This window comes from Actinomadura chibensis NBRC 106107 (assembly GCF_001552135.1).
In the GTDB taxonomy this organism is placed as follows: domain Bacteria; phylum Actinomycetota; class Actinomycetes; order Streptosporangiales; family Streptosporangiaceae; genus Spirillospora; species Spirillospora chibensis.
Window position 1 is genome coordinate 58,254 of sequence record NZ_BCQP01000061.1, and the last position, 20,784, is coordinate 79,037.

Genomic DNA, 20,784 nt, shown 5'->3' on the forward strand with positions numbered 1-20,784 from the left:
TCAGGTGTCTACGCGGGCACCTGCCGGGGCCCGGCCTGCGGCGGGACGGGGCAGCGCAGCTCCCGCGCGAACCACTCGATCGTGGTGCGCAGCCCCTCCTCGACCGGGATCCGGGGCCGCCAGCCGAGGACGCGCTCGGCGAGGCGCGTGTCCGGGCGGCGCACGCGCGGGTCGTCGGCCGGACGGTCCACGAACCGGATCCGGGACCGCGAGCCGGTCAGCTCGATGACCAGCTCCGCGAGGTCGGTCATGGAGATCTCGAACGGGCTGCCGATGTTGACCGGGCCGGGGTGCTCCGACGTCCCGAGCGCGAGGATCCCCTGGACGGTGTCGTCCACGTGGCAGATCGAGCGGGTCTGCGAGCCGTCGCCGGTGACGGTGATGTCCTCGCCGGTCAGCGCCTGCCGCAGGAACGTGGGGATGGCGCGGCCGTCGTCCGGGCGCATCCGCGGCCCGTAGGAGTTGAAGATCCGCACGATCGCGGCGTCCAGGCCGCGCGAGTGCCGGAACGCCGACGTCAGCGCCTCGCCGAACCGCTTGGCCTCGTCGTACACGCTGCGCGGGCCGACCGGGTTCACGTTGCCCCAGTACGACTCGGGCTGCGGGTGGACGAGCGGGTCCCCGTACACCTCGGACGTGGAGGCGAGCACGAACCGCGCGCCCTTGGCCTCGGCGAACTCCAGCGCGTTGCGGGTCCCGAGGCTGCCGACCTCAAGCGTCTGGATCGGCAGCCGCAGGTAGTCCGCCGGGGACGCGGCCGAGGCGAGGTGGAAGACGTAGCCGACGTCGCCGGGGACCTCGACCGGCTCGGTCAGGTCGCACTCCTTGAACAGGAAGTCGCGCCGGCCGATCAGGTGCGCGACGTTGCGGGCCGTTCCGGTCAGCAGGTTGTCCAGGCACACCACCGGGATCCCCCGGGCCAGCAGCGCTTCGCACAGGTGCGAGCCGAGGAAGCCGCAGCCTCCGGTGACGACGGCGCGTGGGTGTCTCATCGTGGTCCTCTCATCGATCCTGGTTCGCAAGGGACGGTTCGCGGGCGCCGAGCGCCGTCGCGGCGGCGTCGATGACCGCGTCCGCGGAGATCTCCAGCAGGCCCGGGAAGGGCGCGCGGCCGTGCGGGTCGCCGTGCCGCCCGGCCCACAGGACGCGGTGCCGGGCGCGCGGCGGCGGGCCCCAGCGGGCGGGCGGCGCCGGGCCGAACAGCAGCACCGACGGCGTCCGGTACGCGGTGGCGAGGTGCCCGACGCCGGTGTCCCCGCAGACCACGAGCCGGGCGCCCGCGACGAGCGCGGCCAGCTCCGGAAGCGGCGTGCGGCCGGACAGGTCGGCCGACTCGGGCAGCCCGGCGAGCCGCACGACGCGCCGCGCGAGGGCCGTCTCGCCGGGGCCGCCGGTGACGACGACGCGCTCGCCGCCGTCCCGCAGCGCCGCCGCGACGGCCGCGAACCGCTCGGCGGGCCAGCGCCGCGCCGCGAACGCCGCGCCCGGATGGACGACGACCGCGCCGGGCGCGGGCGACGCCGCCGCGGGCGCGGGCAGGTCCAGGTCGCCGGGGTCGGCGGCGAAGCCGAACACCCCGAGGAGCCCGCACCAGCGGGCCACCTCGTGCTCGTCCGGGTCCCAGTTCGGGCCGCCGGTGTACCCGGCTTCCGGGCAGGCGAAGGCGAGCAGCTCGCGCGGTGCGGAGGCCGCGAGGAGCCGGTGGCTCTGCGGCCCCCGCCCGTGCAGGTTGACGGCGACGTCCACCGGACCGGCGGCGCGCGGGAGCGGCGACTCCAGCCCCGCCACGGGCAGGACGTCGTCGACGGCCCCCGACGCGTGGGCGAGCGGGCCGAGGACGGCGGGCGCGGCGAGCGTGATCCGCGCGCCGGGCAGCCCGCGCCGCAGCGCCCGTAACGCCGGGACGGCGGTCAGCAGGTCGCCGAGCCCGAGCGCCCTGAGCACGAGCACCCGTTTCCGGCTCACGGCCACGACGGTTCCTGCGACGGGCACACGACCATCTCGCGCACCTCGCAGCCGCGCGGCTGGGAGAGCACGAACGCGATGGTCGCGGCGACGTCCTCGGGACGGTTGAGCCGCGCGTCCGGCCCCGGCTTGTACTGCTCGGGACGGCCGTCGAAGAACGCGGTGTCCATCCCGCCGGGCACGACCATCGTGACGGCGACCTTCCCGGCCATCTCGGTGGCGAGGGCGCGGGTGAACCCGACGACGCCGAACTTGGACGCGCAGTAGGCGGTGGCGTCGCTCACGGCCTTGAGCCCCAGCGTGGACCCGACGGTCACGACCCGTCCCTGCGGCTCGTTCTCCAGGTAGGGGAGCGCGGCGCGCACGACGGCCGCCGTGCCGAGCAGGTTGACCTGGATGACACGCTCCCAGTCCTCCGCCGGGACGTCGCAGAGCGTGCCGCACGCGTCGATGCCCGCCGCCGTCACGACGGCGTTCAGCCCGCCCGCCGCGCGGGCCAGGCAGTGCACCGCGCGCTCGGCCGACTTGCGGTCGGCGAGGTCGGCCTGCATGTGCTCGACCTCGTCCTTCGGCGGGTGCCGGTCGAGGACGAGGGGCCGTCCGCCGTCCGCGGCGACCCTGCGCGCGACGGCCGCGCCGAGCCCGGACGCGCCGCCGGTGATGAGGACGTTCATGACGCGGTTCCCTTCGTGGTGGCCCCCGTGGTGGCCTTGGTGGTGGACAGCAGGCGCGTGGTGGAGCGCCCTTCCAGCAGAGGTAGCAGGACCACCTCGCCGTCGTGGGCCCGGACCGTCTCGGCCTCGGGCAGGATCGTCCCGGCGTAGTCGGCGCCCTTGACCCACAGGTCGGGGCGCAGCCGCTCCAGCAGCGCCGCCGGGGTGTCGTCGTCGAACACGACCGCCGCGTCCACGTCGCTGAGCGCCTCCAGCACCCGGACGCGGTCCTCGGCGGGCGTCACCGGCCGGGACGGCCCCTTGCGGCGGCGCACCGAGGCGTCGGAGTTGACGCAGACGACCAGGCAGTCGCCGAGCCGCCGCGCCTGCTGGAGCAGGCTGACGTGGCCCGCGTGCAGCAGGTCGAAGCAGCCGCCGGTCGCGACGACCGTGCCGCCCGCCCGCCGGGTCCGCTCGACGATGTCCCACGCGTCCTCGCCCCGCTCGGGGACGAGCCGGGCCGTGCCGGTCTCGGCGAGGCGCGTCGCGACCGCCGCCGCGGCCCCGGCGCGGACGAACCCGGACGCCTGGTCCACGCCCGTCGTGACCGCGCCCGCGAGGTCCGCGCCGTCGGCGAGCGCCGCCGCGGCCCCGGCGGCGAAGGCGTCGCCCGCGCCGCACGAGTCGCCGCGCGCGGGCCGGGCCGGGGCGAGGAACGGCGCCTCCGAGCCGTCGCACAGCAGCGCGCCGTCCGCGCCGAGCGTGACGGCGACGCCGTCGATCCCCCAGGACCGGCCGAGGTGCCGGCCGCGCCGCCCGGCCGCCGACAGCCCGGCGCCGGTGATGTCGGCGCCGGCCGCGGCGGCGAGCCGGGCCGCCTCCTCCTCGTTCGGGGTCAGCAGCCGGACGCCGGGCAGCGGCGGCTCGCCGCGCGGATGCGGGTCCCACACGACGGGGACGCCGCGCGACAGTTCGCCGAGCCGCTCCCGGACGGCGCGGTGCCGGGTGACGCCCCGGCCGTAGTCGGCGACCAGCACCGCGCCCGCGCCCGCGATCGCGTCGATGACGCGCGGGCCGACGGGCCCGTCGAGCGCCCGCCCCTCCCCGGCGTCCAGCCGCGCGACCGACTGGTCCCCGGACCGGATGCGCATCTTGCAGGGCGTGCCGCCGTGCAGGTGGAAGGCGGCGACCTCCAGGTGCCGCTCCAGCATCGCGCGCAGCCGCCGTCCCGGCTCGTCGTCGGCGAGCGCGGTGACGAGCACCACCTCGCGCCCGCTCGCCGCCGCCAGCAGCGCCGCGAGGCCCGCGCCGCCCGGCCGGGGCAGCTCCGTCGCCTCCTCGATGACGGGGACGGGCGCGTCCGGGCACAGCCGGGTGCTGGTGCCGACGACGTCGATGTCGAGCAGGACGTCGCCGACCACGACCAGCGGCGCGCTCCGCTCACCCATGCCGCACCCCCAGCGCGTCGTCGACCGCGCCGCACAGCAGGTGGATCGCGGCGAGGTGGATCTCCTGGACGGTCGAGACCGCCGCCGCCCGCACGGTCACCGCGTCGTCGCACGCCTCGGCGAGCGGGTTCGGGCCCGGCCCGGTGATCGCCCAGGCGGTCAGGCCGAGCCGCCGCGCCCGGTGCGCCGCCGCGACGACGTTGGGGCTGCGCCCGCTGGTGGACAGGCAGACCAGCACGTCCCCCGGACGGCCGTGCGCCCGCACCTGCCGCTCGAAGACGCTGACCGCGCCGTAGTCGTTGCCGATCGCCGTGACCGAGGACGTGTCGCCGTGCAGCGGGATCGCCGACAGCGGGCGCCGCTCGTCCTCGAACCGGCCGACGAGCTCGGCGGTCAGATGCTGCGCCTCGGCGGCGCTGCCGCCGTTGCCGCAGGCCAGCAGCCGTCCGCCGGAGTCCAGGACGCGGGCGAGCCGGCGTCCCCACGCCTCGATCGTCGGTACCTGGTCGCGGAACCGCAGCGCGGCGTCGGCGAGCGACTCCAGCCGCCGGTCGTGCCCGGCTCTAGCCCGTGTCTCGGTTCCCGTCTGCGCGGTCATCAGGCGGCCACCTCGCTCAGCGCGGCGGCGTGCCGGTAGACCCGGGCCGTGTCGGCGGCGACGCGGGCCCACGAGTAGCGCTCGCGCGCCCGGGCGGTCCCCGCCTCGCCCATCGCGGCCCGTGTCGCGGGCGCGGCGAGCAGCCCGCGGATCGCCGCGGCGGCGGCGTCGGGGTCGCGCGGCGGGACGAGCACGCCGGTGCCGCCGTCCACGACGGTGTCGAGGTGCCCGCCGACCCCGGTCGCCACGACCGGGACGCCGCAGGCCATCGCCTCAAGCGGCACCATGCCGAACGGCTCGTACCAGGGCAGCGTCACCACGAGGCTCGCCGAGCGCAGCAGCGGCGGCACCTCGTCGCGGCCGAGCCTGCCGAGGAACTCGACGCGGCCGGTGACGCCCGCGTCCGCCGCCACCCGGCGGAGCCTGCGCACCTCCGGGTCGGCGTCGAGGCCGTCGCGCGGCGGGCCGCCCGCGACGAGCAGCTCGGCGTCGGGCAGCGCGGCCAGCGCGCGGATCGCGGTGTCGACGCCCTTGCGCTCGACGAGGCGGGACAGCACCACGAGCCGGTGCCGTCCGCCCCGCGCGGCGGCGGGGCCGTCGGGCGTGAACAGGCTCAGGTCGGCGCCGCACGGCACCACCCGGACGCGGCCGCGCGGGACGCCCATCGCGGTCAGCTCGCCGACCTCGTCCGAGCAGGTGGCGAGCACGGCGGCGGCGGCGCGCCCGATCTCGCGCTCCAGCCGGACGCGCGCGGCCGGGCTCGTGTCCTGGTCGCCCTGGTGGCGGCGCTTGACGGTGCCGAGCGCGTGGTAGGTCTGCACGACCGGCACGCGCGGCGTGCCCGCCGCCCGGGCGGCCTGGACGGCGGCGAGGCCGCTCATCCAGAAGTGGGCGTGCGCCACGTCCGGCGGGTCGGCCGCCCAGCGCCGCTCCAGGTGGGCGCCGAAGTCGCGCATCCACGGCAGCAGGTCGTCCTTGGCGACGGGCTCGGCCGGTCCCGCCGGGACGTGCTCCACGGTCACGCCCGGCGCGAGCCGGACCCGGTCGGGCGGGCCCGGCGCGTCCCGGCGCGTGTAGACGGTGACGTCGTGCCCCTGCCGGCCGAGCTCGGCGGCGAGTTCCGCGACGAACACGTTCTGCCCGCCCGCGTCGGCGCCGCCGAGGCCGGTGCCCGCCGGTCCGCGCACGGCGGCGAGCGGGCTGGCGTGCTCGGAGATCATGGCAATCCTCATCGCGTTACCTCCAGGAGAGTTCGCCGCCAGTCGCGCAGGAAACGCGGCAGGCCGTACCGGTCGCTCGCCCAGGCCCGCGCCTCCTTGCCCATCTGGCGGGCGCGGGCCGGGTCGGCGGCCAGGCTCCGCGCGGCGTCCGCCAGCGTGCCGACCCGGGTGGACAGCACCCCGGCCTCCGGCGGCACCGCCTCGACCGCCTCGGTGGTGGCAAGCGCCACCACCGGCAGGCCGAGCATCATGGCCTCGATCAGCGCGAGGCCGAGGGACGTCCACCGGTAGGGGTGGACGTAGACACGGCGGCGGGCGAGTTCCGCGTGCATCCGCGCCTGCGGCAGGTCGTCGAACGTCCACAGCGACTCGGGCGCGATGCCGAGCCGCTCGGGGACGCCGGTGACGTTCATCCCGAAGAGGTCGACGGGGACGGCGGCGGCCAGCTCGGGGAGCAGGTCGGCGCCGGTGAGGCGGCCGCGGCGCAGCGGGTCGTTGATGACGACGCCCGCGCGCGGCATGTCGGCGGCGTACCGGTAGCCGGGGTCGACGACGCCGTGCTCGATGACGGTCGTCGGGGCGCGGCCGCAGTTCCAGAACAGGTCGTTGAAGTGGGTGACGTGCACGACCGGGATGTCGGAGCGGTCGTGCAGGAAGTGCCTGCTGTCCGGGACGACCTCCTCGGGCCCTCCGACGTCGGCCGGGGTGCGGCGCGGCGTGTCGTGCTCGACGTACACGGCGGGGACGTCGCGTCCGGGGCGGCGTCCGAGCCACTCCTCGGCGAGCCGCAGCTCGTGGGGGCGCTGCAGGACGACGGCGTCCACGTCCTCGCGGCGGAGCCGTTCGGGCGTCACCTCGACGGCGCGGTCGGGCCAGTGGAAGGTGTCGGGGCGTCCCCTGCCGTCCGGGCCCCGGTCGGGGGTGACGGGGACGAGCGTGGTCTGCGGCCCGTGGACGAACGACGTCGCCCACGACCCGTGCACGTGCCACATCAGCACTCTCATCAGGCGGGTCCCTCCTTGGCGACGATCTCGACGGCCGCCGCGACCTGGTCGGCGGTGACCGACGCCAGGCACGGGTGCCCGTCGACCGGGCACTCGCGGGCGCGGCTGTCCCGGCACGGCGCGCCCTGGTCGCCGAGCAGCGCCAGCGGGACGCCGAACGGCGCCCACCGCGCCGCCGGGACGGTCGGCGCGAACAGCGACACGACCGGCGTGCCGACGGCCGCGGCGAGGTGGGCGGGGCCGGTGTTGGCGGCCACCACGGCGCGGGCGCCCGCGAGCACGGACGCGAGCTCGGGCAGCCCGGTGCGGCCGCCGAGGTCGAGGCCGTCCTCCCCGGCGACGAACGCGGTCAGCTCCTTCTCGTCGGCGTGGCCGGTCACGACCACCCGGTGCCCGGCCGCCGTCAGCAGCCGCACGGCCTCCGCGCAGTGGGCGGGCGGCCAGGCCCGCGCGGGGACGGACGTCCCCGGGTGCACCGCGACGTAGCCGGGCCGTCCGGTGAGGTGGCGGGTGTCGGGCAGCGGCCCGCGGACCCGCAGCCGGGTGTCGGCCGGGGACGGGAACCCGGCCTCCTCCGCGAGGGCGAGCATGCGCCTCGGCTCGGGCACGTCGGTGTCGGGCCGGTGCCGGAGGTCGAGCAGGGAGCCGGGGTAGTCCTCGCTGATGCCGCCGATCCACGGCGTCCCGGCGAGCCGGAGCAGCAGCGCGAGCGGCAGCGGCGACTGGTGGAACGAGGTGAGGATCAGCGCCCGGTCGAACCCCGCCAGCTCCCGGACGAGCCGGTCGATGGCGGCCCGCTCGACGGGCACGTGGTCGGGGTCGATCCAGGGGGCGCGCCACTCGATGACGCGGTCGACGCCGGGCAGCATGTCCGCGGCGGCGCGGCCGCGCGGCCCGCACAGCAGGACGACCTCGGCGGCCCGCGCGGCGACCGCCCGCACGGCGGGCCCGGCGAGCAGCACGTCCCCGATGTTGTCCTGGCGCGCCACGAGCACCCTTGGCGCATTAATCGGCGCGTTCATCGGCGGGGCCTTCCGTCGAGGACCAGCTCGACGGCGGCGACCAGGGTCGGCGCGATCTCCGGCGCCTTCGCGATCTCCGCCTCGCGGGTCCGTCCGGTCGGGACGAGGATGGCGCGCGCCCCGGCCGCGACCGCGGCCTCCACGTCGCCGCCGACGTCGCCGATGACGGTGCAGTCGGACGGCCGCACCCCGAGCCGCGCGGCGGCGCGCTCGATCAACCCCGGCCGGGGCTTGCGGCAGCCGCAGCCGTCCGGGCCGTCGTGCGGGCAGAACTCCCACGCGTCGACGCGGCCGAGCAGTTCCTCGACGCGGGCGTTCACGCGCCGGACGTCCCCGGCGGTGATGTGCCCCTTCGCCACCCCGGACTGGTTCGAGACGACGCCGACCCGGACGCCGTGCCGCCGCAGCCGGTCGAGGGCGCGGCGCGCGCCCGGCATGAGCTCGACGCGGGCCGGGTCGCCGTTGTAGGGGACGTCCCGGATCAGGGTGTCGTCGCGGTCGAACAGCACGACCCGCGCCGCGCCCCAGCCGCGCGCCCGCCGGTGGACGGCGAGGCCCCGCAGCCGGTGCCGGATCGCGGCGGGCGGGATGGCGGCGCTGGTGACCAGCATCTTCGCCACCTCGTCCGGCGTGCGCGGCCCCGGCCTGATCCGTTCGTAGGCGAAGCGCGCGGTCAGCGCCGTCCAGGCGCCGCCCGCGATGCCCGCCGCGACGGCCGCGCGCCGGTCGCGGAAAGCGGCGGGGAGGGCGGCGAGGGCGGTGAGCCCGGCGGCGGTGGTGAGCGCGTGGCGGAGCAGCAGTCCGCGTCCCTCACCGGCGCGGAGCCGCCAGTACCGGCCGTGCACCCGCCACATGAGGACGTCGTCGGCGTTGCCCGCCTGCGCCCGCACCGACGCCCAGAACCCGGCCGGGCGGACCGGGTGCGTCACCCGCCGCCGCCCGAGGACGAGGCCGTGCCCGGCGTCCAGGGCGCGCAGCGCGAGGTCGGCGTCCTCCCGGTAGGCGCGGCGGAACCGCTCGTCGAACCCGCCGAGCTCGGCGAGCACGCCGCGCCGGTAGGCCATGTCGGCGGTGATCCAGTCGGCGGACGCGAGCGCGGCGGTGTTGCGCTCCCAGTCGGTGGCGGCCCGGCCGCCGGGCGGCGGCGGGACGGTGACGCGCCCCTGGCACCCGCCGACCTCGGACGGCAGGCCCGCGAGGTCGGCCGCCAGCGCCTCCGGCCAGTCCGGGCCGGGGACGACGTCGTCGTCCAGGAAGGCGACCCACTCGGACGCGGCCTCGCGCCAGCCGGTGTTGCGCGCGGCGGCGGGCCCGCGCCCGCCGGAGCGGACGACCCGGACCTCCGGCCCGGCCGACTCCGGGATCGGCAGCGGCGCGCCGGGCGCGGGACGGTCGTCCACGACGACGATCTCGTGCGGCGCCGGTCCCGGCCCGTCGCGCAGGGCGGTGAGCAGCGCGTCCAGGGTGACGCGCAGGCTCGGCCTGCCGATGGTCGGGATGACGACGGTGTAGCTCATCGGGCGTGCACCTCCCGGCGGCGGACGACGTAGGGCCCGATGGCGAGCAGGTCGACCGGGGCCGAGCCGAAGCACTCCAGCGCGTCGCGCGGGTCGTCCACCATGGGGCGCCCGGCGGTGTTCAGGCTCGTGTTGACGAGGACGGGCAGCCCGGTGCGGCGGCGGAACTCCGCCAGCAGGCGCGCGACGAGCGGCTCGGCGGCGGCGTCGACCGTCTGGATGCGGGCGGTGCCGTCCACGTGCACGACGGCGGGGATCCGCTCGCGCCACTCCGGCCGCACGTCGTGCACGAACAGCATGTACGGGCTCGGCAGCGGGCCGTCGAAGATCTCGGCGGCGTGGTCGAGCGCGACCATCGGCGCGATCGGCCGGAACTGCTCGCGGCCCTTGACGTCGTTGAGCCGCTCGACGTTCTCCGCGTATCCGGGGTGGGCGAGGAGCGAGCGGTGCCCGAGCGCGCGCGGCCCGAACTCGGAGCGCCCCTGGAACCAGGCGACGACCTCGTTGCGCGCGAGCGCGGCGGCGACGGCGGCGGCGAGGTCGTCCGGCCGCTCGTAGGGGATCTTGGCGGTGTCGAGGCGGGCGGCGATCTCCCGGTCGTCCCAGCGGCGGCCGAGGTCCGCGCCGGGCATGGCGGCCGGCGCGTCGCCGCCGGACCGGGCCACGTGCAGCGCGGCGCCGAGCGCGGTCCCGGCGTCGCCCGCCGCGGGCTGGACCCAGACCTCCTCGTAGGGGCCGTCCGCGGCGAGCCGGGAGTTGGCGACGCAGTTGAGCGCCACGCCCCCGGCGAGCGCCAGGCGGCGGGCCCCGGTCTGGCCGTGCAGCCAGGACGCGAGGTCGAGGAGCACCTCTTCGAGCCGGGTCTGGACGCTCGCGGCGAGGTCGGCGTGGTCGCGGGTCCACTCGCCGTCCGGGCCGCGCGCCTTGGCGAGCGCGCCCCAGTCGATCGGCGCGACCGCGAAGCCGCCGTCGCCGGTCGCCCGGACGTGCTCGCGCAGCTCGTCCAGGAAGCGCGGCTCGCCGTAGGACGCGAGCGCCATGACCTTGTACTCGTCGCTGGAGCGCAGGAAGCCGAGGTGCTCGGTGAGGTCCTCGTACATCAGCCCGAGCGAGTGCGGGAGCCGCTGCGCGCGCAGCGGCGTCAGCTCGCCGCGCTCGTACGTCCCGGCGAGGTGCGAGTGCGACTCGCCGCGGCCGTCCAGGACCAGCACGTCGCCCTCGCCGGGCCCGGGCGCGGCGAGCGCGGCGGACGCGGCGTGCGCCACGTGGTGCGGGACGAACCGGACGATCCCCGGGTCCAGCCCGGGCAGCGCGGTGGCGAGGAAGTTCGGCGCGCGGCGCGCGTACAGCGTCCGGAGCCGCTCCCAGTCCCGGTCGTGGCCGTCGAGACCCGGCTCGACCAGGGCCGGGTCGTAGGAGTAGGCGACGGCGTCGAGCGCGCCCGGCTCCAGCCCGGCCTCGTCGAGGCACCAGCGGGCCGCCTTCTCCGGCAGCTCCCAGCCGGAGAAGGGCACCGGGCGCTTCCCGTGTTTGCGGCGGCTGAGGCGCTCCTCCTCGGTGGCCGCGACGACGACCCCGTCGCGGACCAGGGCGGCGGCCGGGTCGTGGAAGATCGCATTGATTCCGAGCACGCGCATGGGTCCCCGTTTCTGCGCCACGTCGGTGAGGGGGACCTTCGATGCCTGCGTCGTAGGCATCGGCCTCCGTCGAACCGGAGCGAATCCCCTATAGGTCATTCGCCATTGCCGGGAGCCGGGGACCTAAACAGAAGCAGCCCGAAGTTCCGCTAATTTGGTGATTTACCGGCTCATTTAACTTTTGCCGCATGGGGCGGTGGGTGCCGGGTACCGGGCCGGGCGATGCGATTCACCGTCGTCCTCATCACCCGGGACCGGCGGCGCTCCCTGCTCGCCGTCCTCGCCCGCGCCCGCGCGCTCACCGAGCGCGCGCCGGTCGTCGTGGTCGACAACGCCTCGCGGGACGGCTCCGCAGACGCCGTCGCGGCCGGGTTCCCGGACGTCACCCTGATCCGCTCGCCGCGCAACCTCGGCGCCGTCGCCCGCAACGTCGCCGTCGACCACGTCCGCACGCCCTACGTCGCGTTCTGGGACGACGACACCTGGTGGGACCCGGACGCGCCGTCCCGCGCCGCCGACCTGCTCGACGCGCACCCGCGCCTCGCCGTCGTCACCGGCCGGATCCTGGTGGAGCCCGGCGGGCGCGAGGACCCGATCGTGCCGGAGCTACGGCACTCGCCGGTCCCCGGCCCGCCGTGGCTGCCGGGGCCCGCGCTCGGCTCGTTCCTCGCCGGGGCGTCGATGCTGCGGACGGACGCGTTCCGCGAGGCGGGCGGGTTCTCCGCGCGGCTGTGGCTCGGCGGCGAGGAGGAACTCCTCAGCGCCGACCTCATGGCGCTCGGCCGGCAGCTCTGCTTCGCCGAGGACGTCGTCGTGCACCACGAGCCGTCCCGGCTCCGCGAGCCGCACCTGCGCCGCCGCCACGGCATCCGGAACACGCTGTGGTTCACCTGGCTGCGCCGTCCGCTGCCGGTGGCCGCCCGCCGCACCGCCCGGCTGCTGCGCACCCTGCCGCGCGACCGCGTCACGGCGGGCGCGCTCGCCGAGGCCGCCGCCGGGCTGCCGTGGGTCGTGCGCGACCGCCGGACGCTGCCGTCCGATGTCGAGGCGCGGCTGCGCAGTCTGGAGACGTCCCAGCGCGAGTCCACGGCCCGCCGCTACGTGAGCTAGGGGAGCCGCCCCATGTCAGCCGTCACGATCGTCGTCGCGACCCGCGACCGCGCGGACGAGCTGCGCCGCAGCCTCCGCCACCACACGGCCCCGGTGATCGTGGCCGACAACGCCTCCGCCGACGGCACCGCCGACGTCGCCGCCGAGGCCGGGGCGACCGTGCTGCGCCTGCCCCGCAACCTCGGCGCCGCCGCCCGCAACGTCGCCGTCCGGCACGCCGCCACCCGCTACGTCGCCTTCGCCGACGACGACTCCTGGTGGGCGCCCGGCAGCCTGGAGCGCGCGGCGGCGATCCTGGACGCCCACCCGCGCACGGCGCTGCTCGCCGCGCGGGTGCTGGTCGGCGCGGACGAACGGCTCGACCCGGTCTCCGGGGAGATGGCCCGCTCGCCCCTCGGCCGCCCGGACGGCCTGCCCGGACCGGCCGTCCTCGGCTTCCTCGCGTGCTCGGTCGTCGTCCGGCGGGACGCGTTCCTCGACGCGGGCGGCTTCTCCGACGTCCTCCACTTCGGCGGCGAGGAGGAGCTGCTCGCGCTCGACCTCGCCGCCGCCGGATGGGGCCTCGCCTACGCGGCGGAGCTGGTCGTCCACCACCATCCGGCCACGGCGGGCCGCGACCCGGCCGCGCGCCGCCGCAGGCAGGTCCGCAACCGGCTGCTCACCGCGTGGCTGCGCCGCCCGCTCCCGGCGGTCGCCCGCACGGCCGCCGCCGCGCTCGGCAGCCGGGACGGCCGCGCCGGGCTCGCCGCCGCCGTCCGCGCGCTGCCCGCGCTGGCCCGGGCGCGGCGTCCCGTCCCGCCCGCCGTGGAGGCGGCCCGCGCCCGCCTGCCGGACTACTGACGTTTCGCCGCGCTGCCCCGGGTACCTCGCGTGAGCAGACCCGCACCGGACCCGAAGGGAGGCGCGGATGCGCGCCGTGGTCATCAACTGCACCCTGAAGCGCTCGCCGGAGACCTCGAACACCCACGCGCTCGCGGCGGTGGTGGAGGACGCGCTGCGCGCGAGGGACGTCGAGGTGGAGAGCATCCGGGCCGTGGACCTGGACATCCCGCCCGGTGTGGAGACCGACCTCGGCGACGGCGACCCGTGGCCCGCCGTGCACAGGTCGCTGCTGGAGTCGGAGATCCTGGTCCTCGCGACGCCGACGTGGGCGGGGCAGCCGTCCTCGGTCGCGCAGCGGGTCGTCGAGCGGATGGACGCGATGCTGTCGGAGACCGACGACGACGGCCGTCCCATCGCCTTCAACCGGGTCGCGGGCGTGGTCGTCACCGGCAACGAGGACGGCGCCCACCACGTGATCAACAACCTGAGCGGCGCGCTGAACGAGTTCGGGTACACGATCCCCGGCCAGGCGTGGACGTACTGGAACCGCGGCCCCGGACCGGGCCCGAGCTACCTGGAGACCGAGGAGGGCCGCGACTGGTCGCACAGCACCGGGCGGGCGATGGCCGCCAACCTGGTCGCCGCCGCCTCGGCCCTCGCCGCGAACCCGATCCCCGCCCCGCCGTCCTGACCCTGCCCGCGTGACCAGGACGGAGCGGCGCATCCGGCTGGCGATGCACGCCGGGTTCCTCCTGCTGCTCGCCGCGTCGGCGTCCCGGCTCGCGGTCCGGCACGGGCTGGGCGGCGCGACGCCCGCGCTGCTCGCGCTGAGCGGCGTCCTCGGCCTCGGCTACGCGTTCGGCGCCGTCCGGTGGGACGCGCTCGGCCGCCGGGGCCGCCTCGGCTGGCTCGCCGCCGTGCTCGGCTGCTGGCTCGCCCTGGTCGCCGCCGCGCCGAGCTTCGCGTGGTGCGCCGTCCCGCTGTTCTTCGCGGCGCTGCGGCTGCTGTCGCCGCGCGCCGCCGTCGCCGCCGTCGTGGTGATCACCGGCGCGGTGATCTTCGCGGCCGTCTACCTGGCGGACCCGTTCGACCCGAGCCTGGTCCTCGCCCCGATCGCGGTCGCCGGGATGGCGGCCGTCATCCTCCTTGAGCTGCAGCGGCTCGTCGACGAGCTGGTCCGCACCCGCGGCGAGCTGGCGGACGCCCAGCGCGCGGCCGGGGTGCTGGCGGAGCGCGAGCGGCTGGCCCGCGAGATCCACGACACGCTCGCGCAGGGCCTGACCAGCCTCGGGATCCTGCTCCAGGCGGCCGACCGGCAGTGGGACGCCGCGCCGGAGGAGGCCCGCCGCAATCTGCGTCAGGCCGCCGACGCCGCCGCCGCGAACCTCGACGAGGCGCGCCATTTCGTCCGGGCGCTGGCCCCGCCCGCGCTGGCGTCCGGGTCCCTGCCCGCCGCGCTCGCCGAACTGGCCGCCGCGCAGGCCGCGGGCCCGCGGGTACGGTTCCGGACGGTGGGGGACGAGTACCCCGTGGACGTCGAGGTGCAGGCGGCGCTGCTGCGCGTCGCGCAGGGGGCCGTCGCCAACGCGCGCGAGCACGCCGCCGCGACGGCGGTGACGATCACGCTGACCTATCTCGACGACGCCGTGTCGCTGGACGTCGCCGACGACGGGTCCGGCTTCGTCCCCGGCGCCACCGCGTCCGGTCCGGGGCGGGGCTTCGGGCTCCGCGCCATGCGGGACCGGCTGGCCGGGGTCGGCGGCGCCCTCGCGGTCGAGAGCGCCCCGGGCGCCGGGACGGTCGTCGCCGCGACGGCCCCGCGCCGCGCGGCCCGACCGCCCGGCCCGGAGGACCGGGGATGAGCGCCGTCCGGGTGACGATCGTGGACGACCACCCCGTCGTCCGGGCGGGGCTGCGCGCCCTGCTCGGCGGGGAGCCGGGCATCGAGGTGGTCGCCGAGGCGGCGGACGGGGCGGAGGCGGTCCGGCGGGTGGGGCTCGTGCCGACCGACGTCGTCCTGATGGACCTCCAGCTCGGCGGGGGGATCGACGGCGTCGAGGCCACCCGGCGGATCCTCGCGCTGCCGGACCCGCCGCGCGTCCTCGTCCTCACCACCTACGACTCCGACGCCGACGTCTCCCGCGCGATCGCGGCCGGCGCGGCGGGCTACCTGCTCAAGGCGGGCCCGCCGGACGAGCTGTTCCAGGGGATCCGCACGGCCGCGCGCGGCGAGACGGCGCTGTCGCCGGAGGTCGCAACGCGCCTGGCGGACCGGCTGCGCGAGCCCGCGCCCGCGCTCAGCCCCCGGGAGATCGAGATCCTCGAACTGCTGGCCGAGGGCCTGTCCAACCAGCGGATCGCGCGCCGGCTGCTGATCAGCGAGGCCACCGTGAAGACGCACCTCGTGCACATCTTCGCCAAGCTCGGCGTCGGCACCCGCACGGCCGCCGTCGCCGCGGCCGTCGAGCGCCGCCTCATCCGGCTGCCCGGCTGACGCCGCCCGGCGTGTCCGCGGGTTCGACGGTGATCGTGACGCGGAGGCCGAGGACGTCCGCGACGCGTTCCAGCGCGGGCAGCGGCGGGACGCGGGCGCCGGACTCCAGCAGGGAGACCGCGGGCTGCGTCAGCCCCGCCCGCTCGGCGAGCGCGGTCTGCGTGAGGCCGCGGGCCCGGCGCGCGCGGCGGATCGCCGCCCCGATCGACTCGTGCACGGGACACCTCCTTCCTCCTCACACGGTCGCCGCGCGCCGTCCGGCTCCCATCGGACGTTCGGCGGGACGGGCCGCGCCGTCCGGTCGACGCCCGCGTCAACCGATCGGTTGACATCGCCGGGCGGGCCGCATGGGAACGACCGCTCGAAAGCCTTTACCGCGCCGCGGAAAGCGCCTCGGCGGGGCGCGTCTTACGCATAATTTATTTGCCTTTCCGAGTTGCCGCCGCCGTTTTCCGCTGCCTAGTCTCCGCTGCACCGGTCGAAGTCCGGCCGGACGCCGAATCCCCGAATAGGGGAGCCGGGGACCCAGGTTCGTCCGGGGTGAATCCGCTGGCCGCCAGCGGTAGGGCCGTCTCCTGGCCCGAACCCGTCAGCTAACCCGGCAGGCGGAAAAGGAGAGGTGGACGCCGGTGCGAACGGGCATCCAGAAAACGATCGGAAAACGCGGGCGCGGCAGAATGCTGCTGATCGTCCCGGTGGTCGCCGCGGGCGTCGCCGTCCCGCTGGCCGTGACCGCCGGAACGGCGAGCGCGCCCGAGACCGGACGGCCCGCCAGGGCCGCCGCCGCGCCGATGACGCAGGTCGAGAAAAAGGCGACGGCTCCCGCGTCCCGCCCTTACGGCGTGGACGTCTCGCATCACGACAAGGGCTTCGACTGGAGCCAGCAGAAGCTCTCGTTCGGCATCGCCAAGGCCACCGAGGGCGTCGGGCACAAGGACTCGACCTTCACCCGCAACTGGACGCAGATCCGGGAGAACGGACTCGTCAGGGGCGCCTACCATTACGGCCGTCCCGGCAACGACCCGGTGCGCGAGGCCGACCATTACCTCAAGACGGTGACGGCCGCCGGTCTGGGGCCGGGCGACCTGCTCGTCCTGGACCTGGAGACGACGGACGGCCGTTCCAAGCGCGACGTGAACGCCTGGGCCAAGCGCTGGCTGGAGCGCGTCGAGCAGAAGACCGGCGTCAAGCCGTTCTTCTACAGTTCGTGGTCGTTCGCGAAGGAGTACGGGGAGGGCCTCGGCGAATATCCGCTGTGGGTCGCCCATTACGGAAAGGCGCGCGGACGGGTCACCGCCCCCGCGCCGTGGAAGAAGTGGGCCATTCACCAGTACGCGTCCACCGACCACGACCACAACGTGTCCCGGCTTTCCGCGGACGGGCTCCGGCGGCTCGGCTACGACCCTTCGGCTCTGAGTTCCGGCTGACCGGCGGGCGGGCGGGGTCGGCGGCGCGCAGGCGCCCGGCGAGGGCGCGCTTCCTCGGTGCCGCGTTCACCGCGCGCCGCGCCGCCGACCCTCTTCGTCCCCGGCGGCCGGACCGGCCTGGACGCCTCCGCGACCTGACCGGGGCCCGCCGGAGGCCCGGACGAGGCCGAATTCCGGCCGCGGCCGCCGCTTCCCGGCAACTGCCGAAATGGAGCGCCCAGCGAAATGGAACGGTCTTATCCGGCCGGGGCGGTGACGACAGGTGATTGGCTCATGACTCAATTGGCATTGGCGGGCGGCCGGGCGGCCCTCCTGGCCATGCCGACTAGCTGGTATCTGATATACGGCGACCGGGGATCTTGGCAGTTTCAACCCTTGTAAAGGACGTCATTCCGTCAGCACAATTCCGGAAACCGTCATCCTGGGCCGACCCCCTCACCCCCCGCCACCCCCAGGAGGCTCCCCGTGAGGTCCATTCCGCTGATCGTGCTCGTGAGCGGCACCGCCGTCCTCGTCGCCACGGCCCCCTACATGATCACCCAGACTCCCGACGCCGCGCCCGCCCCGGCGCGCGCCCCCGACCTGCTGCCCGACCGCGCGCCCGCCCCGGAGACCGACTCGGCGAACGAGGCCGCGCCCGGCCGCGTGGGCGCGCGCGTCGACGCCGCCGGTCCGGCCCGCCGCCGCGACCGGTCGCCCGCGTCCGCTCCCCGCCGCGGGTCCGCCTCCGATCCCGCGGCTCCGGCGCCCGTCGTGGCCGCTCCCGCCCCCGGCTCGCCGTCCAGGCCCGGCAAGACGCAGCCTGGGAAGACGCAGCCCGGGAAGACGCGGCCAAGCAGGCCCGACCCCGGCAAGCCCAAGCCGGACCCGGCGACCAAGCCCGACCCGAACACGGGCCACAACCCCACGACGCCTCCCGGCCCGGGGACCAACCCCCGTCCTCCGGCGGGCCACGACCCCGAGCCCGAGCCGCACCCCGGCCTGCTCAACGCCCCGGACCCCGAGGGCGGCGAGACGATCTTCGCGCGCGGCGGCGTCCGCTGCACGCTGGGCTTCAACGTGCGCAGGTCCGGCTCCTACTACTTCCTCACCGCGGGCGGCTGCGCCGAGGTGGGACTGAAGCTGTACGCCGACCCGACGCTGGTCATCGAGCTCGGCACCGTCGTCGCGGTCAGGAACTCCACGGCCCTCGTCCGCTACGTCAGCCCACGCGTGGAAAGGCCCGGCAGCGTCGGGACGCCGTCGGGTTCGCAGGACGTCATGGCGGCGCGCGGCCTGGACGTCGGCCGCCGCGTCTGCCGCACCGGCCCCGACATCGGAATCAAGTGCGGCACCGTGACGGCGCTCGACCAGAGCGTCCGCCTGCGGGGCGGGACGATCCGCGGTCTCGTGAAGACGACGATCTGCACGGAGAATGGCGACGCCCCGGGGACCCCCTACCTTTCCGGTCCCTTCGCGGTCGGCATGGGAATCGGCGCCGCCGGAAACTGCGACGACGGCGGCTCCTTCATCCAGCCGCTCGGCGAAGTCCTTTCCGCCTTCGACGCCGAGATCTACTGACGACCGGGCCGCGGCGTAGATCCAGTGCATGTCCATGAAGGGATTGGTGTCCGGCCAGAGGGACGCGGCCCACAGCATGAAGAGCAGGATCGTTCCACCGGCGGCGGCGATGCGCAGGCAGATGCCGAGGAGCAGCGCGATGCCGAGGCCACCGAGTCCGAACATGAACAGGACGTCGACCCAGACCTTTCCCGCCATCGCGTGGAAGAGGTCTTTGAACGGGCCTTCGGTGTGGCTGAGAAAGCCCTTGGACGGTGATACGCCGGACAGCCAGCCTTTCTCGGTCGGCTTGCCGAGGCCGAAGAGCTTGTCGACGAAGGCCCAGAGGAATGTCCAGCCGAGGAAGATCCGTCCGGCGGCGAGCGCATAGCGGGCGGGATGCGGCGAGGACACGGACGACGTAGGGCGCAGGGGGGTTTCGAGGGACATGGGAGTTCCTTGGGGCGGGGGGTCAGGCGAGCCATTCGACTGGGAAGTTTCCTATCGAATCCCTTTCGTGGCAAGCGTCGCGACCGTTCCGCCCCATGTACTGGAGTAAATGGTCGTTCGCTCATGTCGAGTGAGCTGGCCGGTCGTTTTGGACACGGTCGGCATCGGTCGTCCGCCCGCACCGGAGGCCGCATCGCACAAGGCGGACTCCCGCCCGCGATGTCGCGTCCGGAGTCGCTCACCTGCGAGAAGGCCACTCCTCCCGAACCGCTATTCCGGGTTTTCGCGAGGCCCAAGAGATGGTTCCTATGAAGATTCTCTGAATCCCTCCTTCCTCGCGGCCCGGCGCCCGCGGTGTCGTATGGGCCGCCACCCTCCGTGGGCGGCCCGACCGGTGGCGTCGTGCCGCCCCCGGCCCTCCGGCCGGTGGCCCCTCGTCGCCATTTCTGAGAAAACACGGAGATGAGAGGTGAATGCTGGCGGCACCATGACCAATCGTGATTCCGAAGTCGCGGGCCTGCGGAGAGCCGACGGCACGCCTGTCCGGGTTCTCGTCGTGGACGACGAGCCTGATCTGGCGGAGGTGCTGTCTCGTGCGCTGGCGTTGGAGGGGTGGACGGTCCGTACCGCCGGTGACGGCGCGGAGGCGCTCGCGGTCGCGGCCGACTTCCGTCCGGACGCCGTGGTGCTGGACGTAATGCTCCCCGACATCGACGGTTTGGGCGTCCTGCGCCGTCTACGCGCGGGCGCGCCGGAAGTATGCGTCCTGTTCCTCACCGCCCGCGACGCCGTCGAAGACCGCGTCGCCGGGCTCACCGCGGGCGGCGACGACTACGTGACCAAGCCGTTCAGCCTGGAGGAGGTCCTGGCCCGGCTCCACGGACTGCTGCGCCGCGCGGGCATGACCCGCCGCGCCGACACCGCCCGTCTGATCACGGTCGGCGCGCTGACCATGGACGAGGACGCGCGGGAGGTCACCCGCGACGGCCGCCCCGTCGAACTCACCCCGACCGAGTTCGAACTGCTGAGATACCTGATGCGCAACCCGCGCCGAGTGCTGAGCAAGGCGCAGATTCTGGATCGGGTCTGGAATCACGACTTCGGTGGTCAGGCGCATGTGGTGGAGCTGTACATCAGCTATCTGCGCAAGAAGATCGACGCGGGCCGTCCGCCGATGATCCACACCGTCCGGGGTGTCGGGTACGTCCTGAAATCGGAGAACCGGTGAAAGGCCCCCGCACGTTGTGGGCCCGGCTGACCGCCGGGCTCGTCCTGCTGCTGGCGCTGAGCTGCCTCGCGGTCGGGATCGCCACCACGACCGCGCTCGCCCGGTTCCTGGTCGGACGGCTGGACGACCAGCTCACCGCGTCGGGCGGCCGGTTCCCCGCGAGCCTGGAACACCAGCGGCCCAGGGACACCGACACCCGTCCCGACACCCGCGGGCAGGCGTCGGGGACGTTCGGCGCCCGGCTGTTCGAGCGGACGGTGACGCAGGCGGCGGTCGTCCGCGGCGACTCCGACGAGCCCGTCCCGCTCACCCCCGCCGACCGCCGCGCCTTGGCCGACCTGCCCCCGGACGGCCGGGGCCGCTCCCTTTCCCTGTCGGCCCTGTGCGAGTACCGGATGATGGCGGTGCCCGGAGCCGACGGCGACGTCCTGATCACCGGCCTGCCGCTACGGCCCGCCGAGGACACCTTGCATCGGGTGGTGCTGGTGGAAGTGGTCGTGTTCGCGGTCGTGCTCGCTGCCGCCGGGGTCGCGGCCGCGGTCATGGTCAGACTGACGCTGCGCCCGCTGCGCCGAGTCGCGGCCACCGCGTCGCGGATCACTGAGCGGCCGTTGGCCAGTGGTCAGGTGGCGATGCCCGAGCGGGTTCCC

Annotated in this window: 19 protein-coding genes, 2 pseudogenes and 1 riboswitch; of the genes and pseudogenes, 9 read left to right on the forward strand and 12 right to left on the reverse strand. The window is 75.8% G+C overall.

The genetic code is table 11. The annotated features are described in order from the left end of the window. Nucleotides 1-8: 8 nt before the first annotated feature. The 10 genes from ACH01S_RS32760 to ACH01S_RS32805 are packed head-to-tail and all read right to left on the reverse strand — an operon-like array spanning nucleotide 9 to nucleotide 11,064. Nucleotides 9-992, reverse strand: coding sequence for an NAD-dependent epimerase/dehydratase family protein (locus ACH01S_RS32760; RefSeq protein ID WP_067900739.1), 984 nt, complete (start codon nucleotides 990-992; stop codon nucleotides 9-11). A 10-nt stretch (nucleotides 993-1,002) separates the two neighbouring features. Beyond that, nucleotides 1,003-1,965 (reverse strand): glycosyltransferase family 9 protein, encoded by a 963-nt coding sequence (locus tag ACH01S_RS32765; protein ID WP_067900841.1) that lies wholly within the window; start codon nucleotides 1,963-1,965, stop codon nucleotides 1,003-1,005. Further along, nucleotides 1,962-2,639, reverse strand: coding sequence for an SDR family oxidoreductase (locus ACH01S_RS32770; protein ID WP_067900742.1), 678 nt, complete (start codon nucleotides 2,637-2,639; stop codon nucleotides 1,962-1,964). The genes ACH01S_RS32765 and ACH01S_RS32770 overlap by 4 nt, the downstream gene beginning before the upstream one ends. Further along, nucleotides 2,636-4,066 (reverse strand): PfkB family carbohydrate kinase, encoded by a 1,431-nt coding sequence (locus ACH01S_RS32775; RefSeq protein ID WP_067900745.1) that lies wholly within the window; start codon nucleotides 4,064-4,066, stop codon nucleotides 2,636-2,638. The genes ACH01S_RS32770 and ACH01S_RS32775 overlap by 4 nt, the downstream gene beginning before the upstream one ends. Further along, nucleotides 4,059-4,664 (reverse strand): D-sedoheptulose-7-phosphate isomerase, encoded by a 606-nt coding sequence (locus tag ACH01S_RS32780; RefSeq protein WP_083981401.1) that lies wholly within the window; start codon nucleotides 4,662-4,664, stop codon nucleotides 4,059-4,061. The genes ACH01S_RS32775 and ACH01S_RS32780 overlap by 8 nt, the downstream gene beginning before the upstream one ends. Then, nucleotides 4,664-5,896 carry a glycosyltransferase gene (locus ACH01S_RS32785; RefSeq protein WP_067900749.1) on the reverse strand — a complete coding sequence of 411 codons (1,233 nt, stop codon included), beginning with the start codon at nucleotides 5,894-5,896 and terminating at the stop codon, nucleotides 4,664-4,666. The genes ACH01S_RS32780 and ACH01S_RS32785 overlap by 1 nt, the downstream gene beginning before the upstream one ends. Continuing rightward, the gene (locus ACH01S_RS32790) at nucleotides 5,893-6,888 is read right to left on the reverse strand and encodes a glycosyltransferase (protein WP_083981402.1); all 996 of its coding nucleotides are present in this window, start codon (nucleotides 6,886-6,888) and stop codon (nucleotides 5,893-5,895) included. The genes ACH01S_RS32785 and ACH01S_RS32790 overlap by 4 nt, the downstream gene beginning before the upstream one ends. Further along, nucleotides 6,888-7,910: a glycosyltransferase family 9 protein gene (locus tag ACH01S_RS32795; protein ID WP_067900753.1), complete on the reverse strand. Its 1,023-nt coding sequence runs from the start codon at nucleotides 7,908-7,910 to the stop codon at nucleotides 6,888-6,890. The genes ACH01S_RS32790 and ACH01S_RS32795 overlap by 1 nt, the downstream gene beginning before the upstream one ends. Further along, complete coding sequence (locus ACH01S_RS32800) at nucleotides 7,907-9,427, reverse strand: HAD-IIIA family hydrolase (protein ID WP_067900754.1); 1,521 nt, start codon at nucleotides 9,425-9,427, stop codon at nucleotides 7,907-7,909. Before ACH01S_RS32800 ends, ACH01S_RS32795 begins: the two co-directional genes overlap by 4 nt. Further along, a complete protein-coding gene (locus ACH01S_RS32805; RefSeq protein ID WP_067900757.1) occupies nucleotides 9,424-11,064 on the reverse strand; it encodes a carbamoyltransferase family protein in 1,641 nt (546 codons plus the stop codon). Before ACH01S_RS32805 ends, ACH01S_RS32800 begins: the two co-directional genes overlap by 4 nt. 222 nt (nucleotides 11,065-11,286) lie before the next feature. On the opposite strand from ACH01S_RS32805, the gene ACH01S_RS32810 reads away from it, so the two are divergent. From ACH01S_RS32810 to ACH01S_RS32830, 5 genes are all read left to right on the forward strand, one after another. Next, complete coding sequence (locus ACH01S_RS32810) at nucleotides 11,287-12,174, forward strand: glycosyltransferase family 2 protein (protein ID WP_067900760.1); 888 nt, start codon at nucleotides 11,287-11,289, stop codon at nucleotides 12,172-12,174. A 12-nt stretch (nucleotides 12,175-12,186) separates the two neighbouring features. Then, nucleotides 12,187-13,014, forward strand: a complete 828-nt coding sequence (locus ACH01S_RS32815) for a glycosyltransferase family 2 protein (RefSeq protein ID WP_067900763.1) — start codon at nucleotides 12,187-12,189, stop codon at nucleotides 13,012-13,014. 67 nt (nucleotides 13,015-13,081) lie between these two features. Then, nucleotides 13,082-13,687, forward strand: a complete 606-nt coding sequence (locus ACH01S_RS32820) for a flavodoxin family protein (protein ID WP_067900770.1) — start codon at nucleotides 13,082-13,084, stop codon at nucleotides 13,685-13,687. A gap of 10 nt (nucleotides 13,688-13,697) precedes the next feature. Then, on the forward strand, nucleotides 13,698-14,858 hold the full coding sequence (locus ACH01S_RS32825) for a sensor histidine kinase (RefSeq protein ID WP_246236402.1): 1,161 nt from the start codon (nucleotides 13,698-13,700) through the stop codon (nucleotides 14,856-14,858). Further along, a complete protein-coding gene (locus ACH01S_RS32830; RefSeq protein WP_067900780.1) occupies nucleotides 14,855-15,490 on the forward strand; it encodes a response regulator in 636 nt (211 codons plus the stop codon). Before ACH01S_RS32825 ends, ACH01S_RS32830 begins: the two co-directional genes overlap by 4 nt. Here ACH01S_RS32830 and ACH01S_RS32835 read toward each other — a convergent pair. Further along, nucleotides 15,471-15,707, reverse strand: a complete 237-nt coding sequence (locus tag ACH01S_RS32835; protein ID WP_067900785.1) for a helix-turn-helix domain-containing protein — start codon at nucleotides 15,705-15,707, stop codon at nucleotides 15,471-15,473. The two genes, ACH01S_RS32830 and ACH01S_RS32835, sit on opposite strands and share 20 nt — an antisense overlap. A gap of 267 nt (nucleotides 15,708-15,974) precedes the next feature. After that, nucleotides 15,975-16,114: riboswitch (cyclic di-AMP (ydaO/yuaA leader) on the forward strand. A 5-nt stretch (nucleotides 16,115-16,119) separates the two neighbouring features. Here ACH01S_RS32835 and ACH01S_RS32840 point away from each other — a divergent pair. Together ACH01S_RS32840 and ACH01S_RS46280 are read left to right on the forward strand one after the other, a co-directional pair. After that, complete coding sequence (locus ACH01S_RS32840) at nucleotides 16,120-16,917, forward strand: glycoside hydrolase family 25 protein (RefSeq protein WP_148344034.1); 798 nt, start codon at nucleotides 16,120-16,122, stop codon at nucleotides 16,915-16,917. A 465-nt stretch (nucleotides 16,918-17,382) separates the two neighbouring features. Beyond that, nucleotides 17,383-18,477: a S1 family peptidase gene (locus tag ACH01S_RS46280; protein WP_067900793.1), complete on the forward strand. Its 1,095-nt coding sequence runs from the start codon at nucleotides 17,383-17,385 to the stop codon at nucleotides 18,475-18,477. Between the two features lie 129 nt (nucleotides 18,478-18,606). On the opposite strand, the pseudogene ACH01S_RS46940 reads toward ACH01S_RS46280, so the two are convergent. Further along, a pseudogene (locus ACH01S_RS46940) lies at nucleotides 18,607-18,906 on the reverse strand (hypothetical protein); the annotation flags it as partial. A gap of 487 nt (nucleotides 18,907-19,393) precedes the next feature. On the opposite strand from ACH01S_RS46940, the gene ACH01S_RS32855 reads away from it, so the two are divergent. Next, a complete protein-coding gene (locus tag ACH01S_RS32855) occupies nucleotides 19,394-20,134 on the forward strand; it encodes a response regulator transcription factor (RefSeq protein ID WP_067900803.1) in 741 nt (246 codons plus the stop codon). After that, nucleotides 20,131-20,784: pseudogene (locus ACH01S_RS32860) on the forward strand (two-component sensor histidine kinase); the annotation flags it as partial. The gene ACH01S_RS32855 and the pseudogene ACH01S_RS32860, both read left to right, overlap by 4 nt.